The organism is Candidatus Methylomirabilis sp. (genome assembly GCF_028716865.1).
Taxonomy (GTDB): Bacteria; Methylomirabilota; Methylomirabilia; order Methylomirabilales; family Methylomirabilaceae; genus Methylomirabilis.
This window is the reverse complement of sequence record NZ_JAQUOY010000007.1, coordinates 73,888-88,428: the sequence shown is the minus strand read 5'-3', so window position 1 is coordinate 88,428 and position 14,541 is coordinate 73,888. Positions and strand designations below refer to the sequence as shown.

Below are 14,541 nucleotides of genomic sequence, written 5' to 3'. Positions count from 1 at the left end.
CTGGGTGGTGAAACGGCTAGATGAACTTTTTCGCTGCCCGCTGTTTCCATATCATCGGGAGGAGCAGGTTCAGGACGTCATCGACGGTGATGATCCCTCGCAACTCCCCCCCCTCATCTACCACCGGCACGGCCATCAGGTTGTACTTGGTGAAGGTCTCCGTGATCTCGCGCAGGCCGGTCTCCGGTCGAACACTGATGATCTGCCGCTCTATGATCTCACCAAGTCGCTGGCTCGGGTCGGCCAAGATCAGCTCCCGAAGGCTCAACACCCCCAGGAGCCGATCCAGGTCATCGGTCACGTAGATGTAATAGATCGTCTCGGCCTCGGTCCCCTCTACGGATCGGAGCCGACCAATCGCTTGGGCCACAGTAAGGTCGAGCGGTAGAGCAAACGCCTCCGTCGTCATGAGCCCGCCGGCGGTATCTTCCTCGTGCGTGAGCAGCTCAACCACATCCTGAGCCTCCTCTTCCTCCATCGTCTCGAGAAGCTCCTGGGCCTTGGCCTCCGGTAGATCGCTCAAGATGTCCGCCGCCTCATCCGGCTCCATGCGCTCCAGGATGTCCGCAGCCTGCTCGCTCTCCATCATCTGTACCATCGAGCTCTGGACCTCCGGCTTCGTCTCGGTCAGCGTCTCAGCGGCGGTCTCCTCGTCTAAGGACGCCAGCACGCCAGCACGCTCGCTCGGGTTCAGCTCCTCGAGGATATCGGCGATGTCGGCTGGATGGAGCTTCGCCAGTTTGGCATAGGTTGCGCGTCGCTTGGCCTTGGTCAGCGCGGTTTCCACCGGCTCGACTACCTCCCAGGCAATCGTCTCTCGTTCCAGGCGGATATCGAACAGGCGCGCGATCCGTTCAGCCATGGCCTCGGAGCCGAGATGCCTGAGCAGGCCACGCAGGCCGGCCTCTACGGCCACAAGCTGCAGCCGCCCTTCCACCTCCTGAAATTCCAGGTCGTTGACCCGGATCACCTTGCGGTGCTTGGTATCCACCACCTTCCGGTCCAGGAGGCTCTGCGCCAACTCCATCTCCTCAGGCCGCAACGGGACCGGCTGAAGCGCCTCACCCGCATAACCCAGATGAATCGCCGCCGGCTCCCGCTCTATACGCGCCACGGCCTCCCACGGCAGGATCAGCTCTTCCTTCTCGGATGTCAGGATCACGAGCTTGGTCACTGGGGGCAGCACCCCCAACGGCAAGAGGATCAGGTCTCTGAGGTGACCCACGAGCCGCCCCTCGGCATCAAGGACCGGACAGCGTCGCAATGTGGAAAAGAGGAGAGGCATGGTTTTCATAGTGCGTACGGCGTTTGTTGCGTGCGGCGTTTGTTGCGTCTATTGCATGCAGCGTTCGTTGCGCGTGGCGTGACGCTGAACACTGTAGGCGGAACGCTGAACGTACTCAATGGGCGCGGCTGGTCTCCGCCTTCGTGGCCGCCACGGGCTCTTCCTCTACGATCGAGCCTCGCTTACTGAAGACCACCGACAGTCCCAGGATGGTCACGCAGGCCAGAACGATCATCGCCCGAGTACCAAACCCAATTTGACGGATGGCCAAGGGTGCGATCAGAATTGCGACCAGGTTCATGACCTTGATCATCGGGTTGATGGCCGGCCCGGCGGTATCTTTGAACGGATCGCCGACCGTATCGCCGATGACGGCAGCCTTGTGACAGTCGGTCCCCTTCCCGCCGAACAGCCCCTCCTCGATCTTCTTCTTGGCATTGTCCCAGGCGCCGCCGGTATTCGACAGGAACACCGCCATGAGCTGACCGGTCAGAATCGCTCCGGCAAGGAAGCCGCCCAGCGCCGGCGCGCCAAACGCGAAGGCGACAAGGATCGGGCTGACGATCGAAAGAACGCCTGGTCCGAGCAACTCCTTCTGTGCCGCGGCGGTCACGATCTCTACGCACCGCCCGTAGTCCGGCTTCTCCTTGAACTCCATGATCCCCGGCTTCTCTCGGAACTGTCGCCTTACCTCCTCAACTAGGAGGAAGGCAGCCCGGCTTACCGCCTGGATCGCAAAGGAGGAGAACAGGAACGGGACCGCCCCCCCGATCAGGAAGCCGATGAAGACCTCCGGTAGGTTCACCTGGATCCCCTGCTCGAAGAGATGCGCCTCGTCGATGAAGGAGCGGAAGAGGGAAACAGCCGCGATAACCGCGGTGGCGATGGCCAGCCCTTTCGTCAGGGCCTTGGTCGTATTGCCGACCGCGTCGAGCTTGGCGACAATCCGATGAGCCTCAATTCCAGACGGTGTTCTCGGATTATTTTTCAACGCGCCGGACATCTCGAAGATGCCGTTAGCGTTATCGGAGATAGGACCAAAGGTATCTTCGGCCAGCACAAAGCCGGTCGTTGCCAGCAGTCCCAGGCCGGCCAGCGCGATCCCATACGCCGACAGCGAAAAGCTTCCGCCGAAGATGCTGTAAGAGCCAAAGATGGTCGCAGCAATGGCCAAGGTGGCCCAGACGCTCGACTCGAGACCTGCAGCGAATCCGGAAAGGATCAGCGTCGCCGGACCGGTTCGACTGGAATAGGCAATCTCGGTCACCGGCTTCTTATCGGTCGCGGTGAAATACTCCGTCAGCCACTGAATCAGCAATGCCAGGGCAATTCCCATGACATTGGCCAGAAAGACGCGCCACCAGATGGCGCCGTACTTCTCGCTGACGATGTCGCCAAGATAGAGGTAGCTCACGACCCAGAAGCCGACGACGGAACTCAGGGCTGCCACCCAAAATCCGACGTTAATCGGCTTCATCGGGTTCATGTCCGGATCGTCCTTGCCCCGAACGCACCACGTCCCGAGGATCGAGCCGAAGACGCCCACGGCGCGAATTAAGAGCGGGTAGATGATCAGGGCCAGAACAACCCTGGAGGCGCTGGCGGCCCCGCCGAACGACTCGACGAAGTCTTTATCCAGCATCGCCCCAGCGCCCAGGATAATGGCCGCGACCAGCGTCACCTCGTACGACTCGAAGACGTCGGCCGCCATACCGGCGCAGTCCCCGACATTGTCGCCGACATTGTCGGCGATCGTGGCGGCATTACGCGGATCATCCTCTGGAATCCCTTTCTCAACCTTGCCGACCAGGTCGGCGCCCACGTCAGCCGCCTTGGTGAAAATGCCGCCCCCCATGCGCATGAACAGGGCGGCGAGCGACCCACCAAAGCCGAAGCCTACCAAGATCTTCATCGCATTCTCTTTGAACAGCAGGAAGATGATGGTCGCGCCCAGGAGCCCAAGGCCGACGGTGAACATCCCCGAGACGGTTCCGGCCCTGAAGGCGATCTCCAGCGAATACTTAAAGCTGTGCAGGGCTGCTGCTGCGGTCCGCACATTGCCCTTTACGGCCAGCAGCATCCCGACATACCCGGCCCCATAGGAGGCGCCGACCCCCATGAAGAAGGCGAGCGCCACGCCAAGCGGCAGGAGCATCCCCTCATAGAGCCCACGATACATGAAGAAGAGGCCGATTGTGATGGCGACGACGAACCAGATCATCGTCTTGACCTGGCGCGCAAGATAGGCCAGCGCCCCCTCTTCAATCGCCCTGGCCACATCCTGCATCGCCTGGCTGCCCGGGTCTTCCCGGATGGTCTTTTTCGCCAGGAAGGCGCCGTATCCCAGGGCGATGAAAGCCGAAACCAGGACAAACCAGAGGATCTTCCATTCCTGCGGACCAAAGGTTGGCAATACGATACTGGCTTCACTCATGCAACGTGTCTCCTATCCTGGGGATTCATGGTCAGTGATCTAGCGTATGCCGCTTGCGGGCATTCAAACGACGATCTTTCTCCTTAAGAACCTAAAGGGTTTGCTCGTGAGTTCGGCATGCCGAGTCGTCGCAATGCCTGGGGAATGGTTTACCAGATCCCAGAAGGGATGCGCCCCCTCCCCTCGAGCAGGATGTCTATCAATCCCCGCGGACACAATGCGAGGACAGTCGCACAATTGAACGAGTCGGTTTGTGGAGCACAGGCGGGATCAATGTTTTTCCTCTTGGGATGAATAGGCTGAGAGGCCTCACGGGCCTTCTCTAGTTCTCAAAGAGACGGAGTTGCTCTTGATCCTCCTCGGTAAAGGAAACCGGGTAGCAGCCGGTGAAACACGCGTTGCAGAAGCCGGTCGCCCCCTGGTTCTCCTTCCCGGCGGCCTGTTGTAATCCTGTCAGGCTCAGATAGCCGAGGGTGTCGGCGCGAAGGTACCGCCGAATCTCCTCTGCGTCGTGCGTAGAGGCGATAAGCTCCTTGCGCGTCGGCGTGTCTATTCCATAGTAGCAGGGAGCAATTGTCGGGGGAGAGCTGATCCGCACATGAACCTCCGTCGCCCCGGCTCCTCGAAGCATCGACACGATCTTTCGGCTGGTAGTCCCACGGACAATAGAGTCATCTACCACCACGACGCGCTTCCCCTCGAGCACCTCCCGAATAGCATTGAGTTTGATCTTGACCCCGAAATGTCTGATCGCCTGCTTCGGCTCAATAAAGGTCCGACCGACATAGTGATTACGGATAAGGCCATGCTCAAACGGCAAGTGAGCCTCTTCGGCAAAACCCAGCGCTGCCGGCACTCCGGAATCGGGAACCGGAATGACCACATCGGCCTCGACCGGGTACTCACGCGCCAATTGTCTGCCGAGCTCTTTACGAATGCCCGCCACAGATCGACCAAATAAGAAGCTGTCCGGCCTGGAGAAATAGACATACTCAAAGATGCACTGAGACTTCGGCGCGGGTGGAAACGGAAAAAATGAGTGAACGCCACTTTCATTGATCCGGATGAATTCGCCCGGCTCGATGTCGCGGACAAATGTTGCCTCGATCAGATCGAAGGCGCAACTCTCGGACGCCAGAATCCACGCGTCACCCAGCTTTCCCAACGACAGGGGGCGAAAGCCATGGGGATCCCGGATCCCCAGCAATTCAGTCTCGTTCATGATGACCAGCGAATAGGCGCCACGAACCTGGTTCAGCGCATCAACCGAAGCCTCCAGTAGGTTTGGCTCCCGTGAGCGGGCGACCAGGTGAACGATCACTTCGCTGTCGGTCGTGGAGCTGAAAATGGATCCTTGCGCTTCGAGATCATGACGGATCTTCTCGGCATTTGTCAGATTCCCATTGTGCGCAAGGGCAATCTGGCCCCGCAGGTAGCCGGCCAGCAGCGGCTGCGCGTTCTTGACCTGCGAGGTCCCGGTCGTCGAGTAGCGGACATGGCCAATAGCAAGCGCGCCTTTGAGGCGGCGAAGCTTGGTCTCAGAAAAGACGTCGGCAACCAGCCCCATGGCCTTCTCCAAATGCAGCGACCTGCCGTCAGAGGCTGTAATGCCGGCGCTTTCCTGTCCTCTGTGCTGGAGCGCATACAGCGCCAGATAGGCGAGGTTGGCGGCCTCCGGATGGCCATAGATCCCCACCACCCCACATTCCTCACGAAACTTATCCAACCGAACCTCACCCATTTCAGCGCCTAGCGTTCGCTTAGAGTACTCGCTTGAGCCCGTGGATGGCTTGGCGAGTCCGGTGTTCGTTTTCCACTAGGGCGAATCGCACGTACTCGTCCCCGTACTGTCCGAACCCGATCCCAGGAGACACGGCGACCCTTGCCTTGTCGAGGAGGAACTTCGAAAATTCCAGGGATCCCATAGCCCGGTATGCCTCGGGAATCTTTGCCCAGACGAACATGGTTCCTTTCGGCTTCGACAGATTCCATCCGATCCGGTTCAGCCCATCCACCAGCGCATCGCGTCGCGTCCGGTAGGTCTCAACCGTCTGTCCCACGCATCCCTGCGGGCCGTTCAGCGCGATGATCGCCGCGATCTGGATCGGCTGGAACATCCCATAATCCAGGTAGCTCTTGAGCCGCGTCAGGGCCGCAATAATCCGCGGATTGCCGACGCAGAACCCAACCCGCCAGCCCGGCATATTGTAGCTCTTGGAGAGCGTAAAGAACTCTACCCCGATCTCTTTTGCCCCAGGGACCTGCAGGAGACTCGGCGCCTGATAGCCGTCAAAGGTCAAGTCCGCGTAGGCAAGGTCGTGGACCAGAAACAGGTGGTGCTCCTGCGCGAACGCCACGACCTTTTCGAAAAAAGCAAGGTCTACAGTGGCGGTAGTAGGGTTGTGGGGAAAGCTGAGGATCAGGAGCTTAGGCGGCGGCCAACTTTCCCGGTGGGCGGCCACAAGCGCCTCGTAGAAATCGGTTCCCTCTTCAAGGCGGACGCTGCGGACGTCCCCCCCCGCGATGATTACTGAGTAGGGATGGATCGGGTAGGTCGGACTCGGCACCAAGGCGACATCCCCCGGTTCTACAATCGCCAGGGCCAGATGCGACAGTCCCTCCTTAGCGCCGATGGTCGCAATCGCCTCCCGCTCTGGGTCGATCTCAACATCATATCGTCGCCGATACCAATCAGCGATGGCCAACCGGAGTTTCGTAATTCCACGCGATGCCGAGTATCGATGATTACGAGGGTTCCTGGCTGCCTCACAGAGCTTCTCGACGATGTGCGGAGGGGTCGGCAGATCGGGATTGCCCATCCCGAAATCGATAACGTCCTCACCACGAGCCCGCGCCTGGACCTTCAGCTCATTGACGATGTTAAAAACATACGGCGGCAGCCGACTGATTCGGTGGAACTCCTCCATCCGCGCTCCTTTCGGTCACCGTGGCGACCGCTCATCTCGATGATAAACTCGCCCCTTCACGCTACCAAAAGGGGACCGCACTGTCAATATGAAACCGGGTCTTTATGAGGGGGAGAGCGATACGGCAGTCGCGGCGAAGCGCGAGGTATTTCAGAGATAGAGCACGTCGAACTCGCCTAGGCCCCCAGGGAACCGCTTGGCTACACGAGTCAAGGCGTCAGCAATGCCCTTCACATCGAAACCCCGCATGCTCGGTGGGCACAGAATGATCCCGGCATGCGCTTCTTGCCGCCGGATGGCCTCCTGGGCAAGGATGATAAAGTGCCGAACATTCCTGGTCACGAGGGATCGGCCCTCTCTGGCGGCACAGGCAAGCTGCTCTCGGTCTGAGAGCTGGAGGTTCCCAGTCTCAATGGCACTCACCGCGTCAATTCCCTTCTTTCGAAGCCGCTCGGCAATCTTGGGAGACACGTCCTCGTCCAAGTAGAATTTCACGCAGGCGACACCAAGCCGCGAAACCTGGCCTGAATCACCCTGGGCGTGAGGGTCGCATTCTCCCGGATTTCTGCGTCAATCTCCCGAGGATACCTGCGGTAATACAGCAGGCACGCCTTGACTTGGGCAGCCGAGAGCTGGGGCAGCGCTTTCCTGAGCGTGCGTTCGTCGCGTCCGGCGGCCACATAGTCTCGTAGGACCTCCCACACCCCGAGGCCGCTACCGGCGACCTTGGCTTCCCGTCCTCCAGGTTCATCGGCGAAGTAGATTCCCGGACACTCCCGCATTCGCAACGCCTCCTCGATCAGGTCCTGCGTGACCTCCGAAAAAGTACGGCGCGTACGCCGGGCAATCCGATCAATCTCAGCCCGAAGCTGCGACCGCAGCCGCAGTGTCTTCGTTGGCGTAATCATAGGCAGACCTCCATATTTGGGTTCTGCATCACAGTGTACCACACTGTATTCTCACTGTCAGCTTTCGGACCTCATCCAGAACTCGGAATTTGAAGCTTCGTGACGGAAACTACATCCGCTCCGGAGCGGAGACGCCCAGCAAGCCAAGCGCGTTGGCCATGACCACGTGAAGGGCGACCACTAGCGCTCAGGCCATCTCTTAAAACTCTAAGCCTCTCAATGCCACGACGATGCTATGACCTTTCAGCTTTTTCACCATGACCTCATCTGCCGTGATGAGCGGGTATCCCAGTTGCTCGGCAAGAGCCACATAGAGAGCGTCATAGATGGTGATCTTGTAGGCCCAGGCAATGGCGTTGGCTTTTCGCAGTAGTTGAAAATCGGTCTCTGTGACATTGAGATTTAGCCCTTCAAGCCCGACGATAGCTCTTGCGCCATGCTCTTCCTTGGCCTTTGAACCGAAGCGAATCGCGTTGAGTACCTCCAGGAGGGTGAGCTCCGTAACATAGATGGTGGAGCGCCCTGATATATGGAACTCTTTGAGCGCCAGAGCCCGGTTTCGGTCAGGTTCATCGTGCTCAACAAACCATTTGGTGAGAACCGACGCATCTACCACGTAACCCTGGTGATAGGCGGGGATCATCGATCTCCCTTTAAATTGGTATCGCGGAAGCGACGAATGATCGCTACGGGATCCCAATCCCCAAGCTCTTTAGCCAGATCGTCAATCCTGCGGGAGGCCTCTTTCATCTCTTTGCGCTTTTCCGCTTCTTCCCGCTGCTTCCGCTTTGCCTGCAAGTATTCTTCTAGCGCAGTCTGAATGAGAGCGCTGCGATTGGTTCCCTCATCTTTCGCTTCCGCGTTGATTTCGTCGAGTAATTCATCTTTCAAGAACACGTTTACGCGCGCCATAACGTACCTCCTGTAACACCACTAAAGCACATCACTGATGTGTTGTCAAGTACGTTCCGACGCGACAATTCCTGACTGAAGAAATGCTTAAGGAGTTTAAGAAGTTGAGTGGGGGGCAACCACAGATGGCGATCGTGACGGTGTCGCTACATCCGTTCGGGGGCGGAGACGCCAAGCAAGCCAAGCGTGTTGGCCATGACTACACGAAGGGCGGCGACCAGCGCCAGGCGTGCGCGTGTGAGATTCCTGTCGGCGGAGATTATCCGATGGCGGGTATAGTAGCCGTGAAACTGCGCAGCGAGGTCGTGCAGATAGGTGGTGAGTCGGTGCGGCTCCAGCGCCTGCGCCGCCCCGATCACTAATTCCGGGTAGAGCGCCAGTTGCTTGATCAAGCCGATCTCTTCCTGCAGATCGAGCGGCGTGAGGTCGTCCTCTGAAACGGGAGCTGGAAGCTGAGCCTTTGCCGCCTCCCGGAGAATGCTGCACAGACGTGTGTGAGCGTACTGCACGTAGTAGACAGGGTTTTCCTCAGACGCCGACTTGGCAAGCTCCAGGTCGAAGTCCAAATGGCTGTCGCATCGTCTAGTGAGGAAGATGTAGCGCGCCGCGTCACGGCCCACCTCCTCAACCAGCTCGTCCATCGTGACGAACTGCCCGGATCGCTTGGACATCCGGACCTGCTCGCTCCCTCGCATGAGACGGACAAGCTGCACGATGAGTATCCTGAGCGCCTCGGGAGGATGGTTAAGCGCCTGCATGGCAGCCCGCATCCGCGCAACATAGCCGTGGTGGTCGGGCCCCCAGAGGTCGATCACCTGATCAAACCCTCGATCGAACTTATCCTGGTGATAGGCGATGTCCGGAAGAAAATAGGTAATCTCGCCGTCGCCCTTCACGAGGACCCGGTCTTTATCATCGCCAAAGGCGGTCGAGCGAAACCACAGCGCCCCCTCATGCTCGTAGAGGAAGCCGCGTTCCCGCAGTGACTCCACAACTCGTTCCGGCTCGCGGCGCTCCCGCAGCGCTCGCTCGCTGAACCACCCGTCAAAGGTGACTCCATACGCCTCAAGCGAGGCCCGCTGCCACTGAAGGATCTGCTCGACCGCAAAGCGACCCAGTCGATCGCGGCGCTCCGGTTCCGGCGCCGAGAGCGTTTCCGGTCCGTGCCGCTCAAGATATTCGCAAGCCAGATCGATCAGATAGTCGCCCGGATACGCCTCCTCGGGCATGGGGCAGTCCTCGCCAAGGTGCTGACGGCACCGCACCTCCATCGCCAACGCGAGGTTGCGGAATTGGTTTCCCGCATCGTTCACATAGAACTCGCAGTGCGGCCGATGCCCGATGGCCTCTAAGAGCCGAGCGATGGCGTCACCGATCGCCGCGGCCCTGGCATTAACCACGACGAGCGGGCCGGTCGGATTCGCGCTGACAAACTCCACGAGCACCCGGCGTCCGCCGCCGACATCAGCCCTTCCGTACATCGGTCCAGCTCGGAGGATCTCCTGAACCAGATGACGCCAGAACGGCCGGGCGATAAAGAAGTTCAGATAGCCTGCGCCCGCCACCTCGACGCGATCGACCAGTTCGGAAGGGAACACCGCTGAGGCGGCAATCTGCAGCGCGATCTCGCGAGGCTTCCGCCTCAGCGTCTTCGCCAGGCCGAAGGCCAGCGTGGTTGAGAGATCGCCGAAGGCCGGGTCGCCTGGATATTCCCACGTAAGCGATGCGGGAGCATCCTGCGGGAGCCCGGCTTCTAAGCCAGCCTGTTTGATGGCGGTCAGAAGCGACTCGATCAGTTTAGCTTTAAGAGCATCAATCATGAGCTTGTCCTGCAAACCTCCGTTCACCTTTCGACACGCTCAGGGCGAACGGAATAGGTATCGAAAAGATTAGTGTTTTCCCGTTCGTGCTGAGCCCGTCGAAGCACAGTAGGTTCAACCTACTGTTCCCTCTGAATCGTGTCCGCGTAGGTCTTCGCCCAGTCGAGTAATCGAGAGACCTGACCCTGCGTCGGCGCCTCGGCGTAGAGGCGAAGCACAGGCTCTGTCCCTGACGGCCGGATGAGCAGCCAGCCTCCGTCTGTCCCGACCAGCTTTACACCATCCAGGGTCTGCACCTCTTTCACCCGCCACCCATCGATATGGGCGGGTGGGTCGCTTCCGACGCGCCTTCCGAGTTCGCGTCCATCTTCCGGTCGAGCCAGCCTCAGGTCCAGGCGCCGATAGCAATGGGGTCCCACCTTCGCCTCCAGCTCCTGGAGTAAGACTCCGAGCGGTTTCCCTTCAATCGCCAGACACTCCAGCAGCAGCAACGCACTGACGATTCCATCTCGTTCAGGGATGTGTCCGGCAACCCCGATCCCCCCACTCTCCTCTCCTCCGATCAGAAACGGCTCTCCCCGCATGACCTCGGCAATATGCTTGAACCCGATCGGGGTGATCGCAAGCCGCAAGCCATGGCTCGCAGCCAACCGGTCGATCATCGTAGTAGTGGAAACGGTCTTGATGACCGTACCGGAGAGTCCGCGCCTGGTGACCAGATGCTGCAACAGCACTGCAAAGACCTGGTGCGGCGTGACATACGTTCCGGTCTCATCGATGGCCCCCAGGCGATCGCCGTCGCCATCAAAGGCCAGCCCAATCTTTTTCGACGTGTTCAAACCCCTGACCCGTTCGGCGAGCTCTCCAAGGCTGGTGCGCATCGGCTCAGGAGACACCCCCCCAAACCAGGGGTTGATCTCCGCGTGGATCTCCTCCACCTCAAGACCGATCTGCCGGAGCAGACCCGCCACTATGCCCTGCGTCGCCCCATACATCGGGTCGAGGACGACGTGAAGGCCAGAGCGGGCGACACACTCCATATCGACCAGGGCACGCAGCCGCTCCTGATACAATGGGAGGGGATCGAACAGCTCAATCGCACCCGCGCTGGTCCGATCCATTGCAGGCAAGATGCCCGCGGTCGATCCATTATGATCATCCGAAAGGCGACGGATCTCGGCCTCGATCTGATCGGTCAAGGTCGTAGTCGCGGCACCACCATCGGCTATACGAACTTTCAATCCGTTATAGGATGGAGGGTTGTGGCTGGCGGTAACCATCAGCCCACCCCGCGCCTTGAGAGCTGGGATAGCGCAGGCCAATACAGGGGTAGGAACGTGAGAGGTCGTGAGGCAGGTTTCTATGCCGAGCGCAACCAAGAAATCGGTCGCCGTCTGCGCAAACCGGCGAGAGAGAAAGCGAGTATCGTGACCGACGGCAACGAGGAAACGTTGGTCTACAGGTTGACTCGCTCGAAAGGTCGCAGCCACAGCGCCGGCAACCAGTCGAACGCCCTCGAAGGTAAAATCTCTGGCGATGACCCCGCGCCACCCGTCTGTCCCGAACCGAATCCGTGGCGGCGTCGGCATCAGCGCCCGCAGTCAGGTGACAGGAAACGGATCGTGATCATCGCGTGAGGGGGAAGCCTTGCTTGAGCCAGGCTTTGGTTCCCCCTTCAAGGTTGTAGATCTGCGTCTTGCCGATGGCTGCCGCAACCTCGCAGGCCACTGCGCTCCTGATCCCTTCGGCGCACACGAAGATGATCCCGTCCTGCTGGAGCAGATCCCGCGGACGGCTCATCAGCGTTCCCAGCGGGATATGCACGGCCTCGGCGATATGCCCCTGACTCCACTCCGCCGACTCGCGCACATCAACCACGACCACGCCCCCTTTATCGATCAGCCCCTTGGCCGTCTCAGGATTGAGGCGCTCAAATGGATCTCGAATCTCCTCTTTCGATATCATAACTTCCCTTTCCAAGCTCGACGATCTATCGTTCAATTATCCGCAACGGGGGAACCCGCATATCCTGATCGTGACTCAATATTATTATCATAGCGCATCGTCCGCTCCCGCTTCAAGGACGATGCATGGCTTCACTCTTCCAGGAAGTTCTGAACGCCACGAAACAGCAAGAGGCGGTTCTTCTCCAGCATAGCGTAATGGGTTGAATCCCCGATGTCCAGGCGCCGCTTGGATGGCGCCGACGTGAGCTTCTGGAGGAGTTCCTCAGCCGCCTCGTTGCTTATCAGCTCTTCGGCGCTCCCCCGAACGATCATGGTCGGCGCCTTGATCCTCGCTGGATCGAACAACGACCGGCCCGCGTGGATTTCGTGCCAATCGATGTACGGGCCGTTGGGAACCTGGATCGATTCCGGGCTGCGTTGTTTGGCTGTGGGATCGGAGCTGAAGAGCGTGCTGATCCAGGTGTCGATGACCTCCCTGTCTCGCCATTCATCCTGGAACTCGGGCTTGATCCACCCATCCCACTGGTCAAGGATCTCCTTCCGGGACAGATAGCGATAGGCGCCCATTTCATAATGCGGCCGGTCCTGGTTGGTCGGGTCACCAAACGCACTGACGAAGGTGGAATTCTTCCCATAAACCGCCCCGTACATCACCAGCTTGTTCACCTTTTCCGGGTGCAGCGTCGCATACAGGGCGGACCAAGAGGCGCCAATGGAGTATCCGATGATGTTGACTTTCTCCACCTTTCGCTTGGAACGGATGTAATCGACAGCGACATCAATATCCCGCATCACCTGATCTACCCGAACCAGAGGAAGGTTCTGATTCGGGGATTCCTTCATCTCCGCCGGCTTGGTCGAGCGTCCGAATCCCCTGATATCCACAGTAAAAGCGTCAAAGCCGCGTTCGGCCATATACTCCAACCAGGAATACCCGGGAAGCGCAAGGTCAAAGATGACTGAAGCGGGGCTTGGAAGACCGTGGACAAACAGTACCACGTTCTCTTTGGTAATCTTCGGCAAGTTCGCAAGTCGCTTCTCCCGAACGAACAGCTTAACCCCCTGGTCCCTGCCCTGCACCAAATATTCCTCCTTGCCGATGGCGTTCTCCTGCTCTGCTGCGCCCACGGCAGAGGCACTTATCGCGACAATGGCGACCGTCATCCGGCACATGATGCCGATTCGCGACCAGTGTTTCATCCTGCGCTCCTTTCTCCATACATAAATGATGTCGAAGCATTAATTTCTTCTCTCACGAAAGTTCATTACTATAACGCCAGGAGAGGCGGGAGTGTCAACTCCTTTTCACGCTGCAACGCCATGACACTGAGACCAGCCATCGGCCGTTTGCCTCCGGGGCCTGATTTTCCTATAATACGATCTATGAATCAGGTGAATGACCTTCAGACCAACAGCCGCACGATCACCCGGCAGAGCGGTTCAAATTTCTATTATGCATTTCTTTTCCTCCCAAAGCCAAAACGGGAAGCGCTCTACGCCGTGTACGCCTTCTGCCGGCTGAGCGACGATCTGGTAGATGATTCACAGGCTGGAGGTGATCCAGCGGCCGCACTGACCCGATGGCGCAAAGCGCTCGATACCTACTTTCAGGACGGCGTTGGCCCCCCTGTCATTACTACTGTTGGACAAGCCGCGCGTCGGTTTCATATCCCGAAGGTCTATTTCGAAGAGTTGCTCAATGGCATGGAGATGGATCTGACGCGCGCCAGATATGCGACGTTCGAGGAACTCTACCCGTACTGCTACCGAGTGGCGTCGATTGTGGGCCTCATCTGCATCGAAATCTTCGGCTACACCAATCCGCAGACAAAGATCTACGCCGAACAACTGGGTATCGCCTTTCAACTGACCAACATTCTTCGGGATGTGGGAGTTGATGCACAACGAGGACGGATCTATCTTCCGCAGGATGAATTGAAGCGATTTGGATATTCTGAAGAAGAGCTGCTGGCTGGGCGTTACAACCGCGCCTTCATGGAGCTGATGCAGTTTCAGTGTGCGCGAGCCCGGGACTTTTTTCGAGCGGCTTCAGCCGCGTTGTCGGCAGAAGATGAGCGATCGCTGCTGGCCGCAGAGATCATGCGGGCCATTTACTACCGTCTGTTGCTCAGGATCGAAGCGCAGCAGTACGATGTCTTCCACAAAAATATCACCATCGGCAAACCCCGGAAGCTTTTGTTAGCCGGCGGCCTGTGGCTACGATCGGCGCTGCGCTCGCGGCCATAACAGGCCTCGAAGGCATTGGTAAACATCTGCATAGGGAGACA

General features: G+C 58.9%; 13 protein-coding genes. 1 reads left to right on the top strand and 12 read right to left on the bottom strand.

What is annotated here, in order from left to right:
* Nucleotides 1-16: 16 nt before the first annotated feature.
* From PHV01_RS04790 to PHV01_RS04735, 12 genes are all read right to left on the bottom strand, one after another.
* Nucleotides 17-1,294 carry a CBS domain-containing protein gene (locus PHV01_RS04790; protein ID WP_337290004.1) on the bottom strand — a complete coding sequence of 426 codons (1,278 nt, stop codon included), beginning with the start codon at nt 1,292-1,294 and terminating at the stop codon, nt 17-19.
* Between the two features lie 106 nt (nt 1,295-1,400).
* A complete protein-coding gene (locus tag PHV01_RS04785) occupies nt 1,401-3,719 on the bottom strand; it encodes a sodium-translocating pyrophosphatase (RefSeq protein WP_337290003.1) in 2,319 nt (772 codons plus the stop codon).
* Nucleotides 3,720-4,041: 322 nt separating this feature from the next.
* Nucleotides 4,042-5,460 (bottom strand): amidophosphoribosyltransferase, encoded by a 1,419-nt coding sequence (gene purF / locus PHV01_RS04780; protein WP_337290002.1) that lies wholly within the window; start codon nt 5,458-5,460, stop codon nt 4,042-4,044.
* Between the two features lie 19 nt (nt 5,461-5,479).
* On the bottom strand, nt 5,480-6,646 hold the full coding sequence (gene alaC, locus PHV01_RS04775; protein ID WP_337290001.1) for an alanine transaminase: 1,167 nt from the start codon (nt 6,644-6,646) through the stop codon (nt 5,480-5,482).
* Nucleotides 6,647-6,796: 150 nt separating this feature from the next.
* Entirely contained in the window at nt 6,797-7,141 is a 345-nt protein-coding gene (locus tag PHV01_RS04770) for a DUF5615 family PIN-like protein (protein WP_337290000.1), read from the bottom strand.
* Nucleotides 7,138-7,554, bottom strand: a complete 417-nt coding sequence (locus tag PHV01_RS04765; RefSeq protein WP_337289999.1) for a DUF433 domain-containing protein — start codon at nt 7,552-7,554, stop codon at nt 7,138-7,140. The genes PHV01_RS04770 and PHV01_RS04765 overlap by 4 nt, the downstream gene beginning before the upstream one ends.
* Nucleotides 7,555-7,753: 199 nt before the next feature.
* Nucleotides 7,754-8,197 carry a type II toxin-antitoxin system VapC family toxin gene (locus PHV01_RS04760; protein ID WP_337289998.1) on the bottom strand — a complete coding sequence of 148 codons (444 nt, stop codon included), beginning with the start codon at nt 8,195-8,197 and terminating at the stop codon, nt 7,754-7,756.
* Nucleotides 8,194-8,466, bottom strand: coding sequence for a ribbon-helix-helix protein, CopG family (locus PHV01_RS04755; RefSeq protein WP_337289997.1), 273 nt, complete (start codon nt 8,464-8,466; stop codon nt 8,194-8,196). The genes PHV01_RS04760 and PHV01_RS04755 overlap by 4 nt, the downstream gene beginning before the upstream one ends.
* A 146-nt stretch (nt 8,467-8,612) precedes the next feature.
* A complete protein-coding gene (gene argS / locus PHV01_RS04750) occupies nt 8,613-10,286 on the bottom strand; it encodes an arginine--tRNA ligase (protein WP_337289996.1) in 1,674 nt (557 codons plus the stop codon).
* A 119-nt stretch (nt 10,287-10,405) separates the two neighbouring features.
* Nucleotides 10,406-11,875 (bottom strand): phosphoglucomutase/phosphomannomutase family protein, encoded by a 1,470-nt coding sequence (locus PHV01_RS04745; protein WP_337289995.1) that lies wholly within the window; start codon nt 11,873-11,875, stop codon nt 10,406-10,408.
* A 37-nt stretch (nt 11,876-11,912) separates the two neighbouring features.
* Nucleotides 11,913-12,251, bottom strand: a complete 339-nt coding sequence (locus PHV01_RS04740) for a rhodanese-like domain-containing protein (RefSeq protein ID WP_337289994.1) — start codon at nt 12,249-12,251, stop codon at nt 11,913-11,915.
* A 131-nt stretch (nt 12,252-12,382) separates the two neighbouring features.
* Complete coding sequence (locus tag PHV01_RS04735) at nt 12,383-13,453, bottom strand: alpha/beta fold hydrolase (RefSeq protein ID WP_337289993.1); 1,071 nt, start codon at nt 13,451-13,453, stop codon at nt 12,383-12,385.
* A gap of 183 nt (nt 13,454-13,636) precedes the next feature.
* Between PHV01_RS04735 and hpnD the strand changes: the two genes are divergently transcribed.
* Nucleotides 13,637-14,500 carry a presqualene diphosphate synthase HpnD gene (hpnD, locus tag PHV01_RS04730; protein ID WP_337289992.1) on the top strand — a complete coding sequence of 288 codons (864 nt, stop codon included), beginning with the start codon at nt 13,637-13,639 and terminating at the stop codon, nt 14,498-14,500.
* The last annotated feature ends 41 nt before the right edge of the window (nt 14,501-14,541 follow it).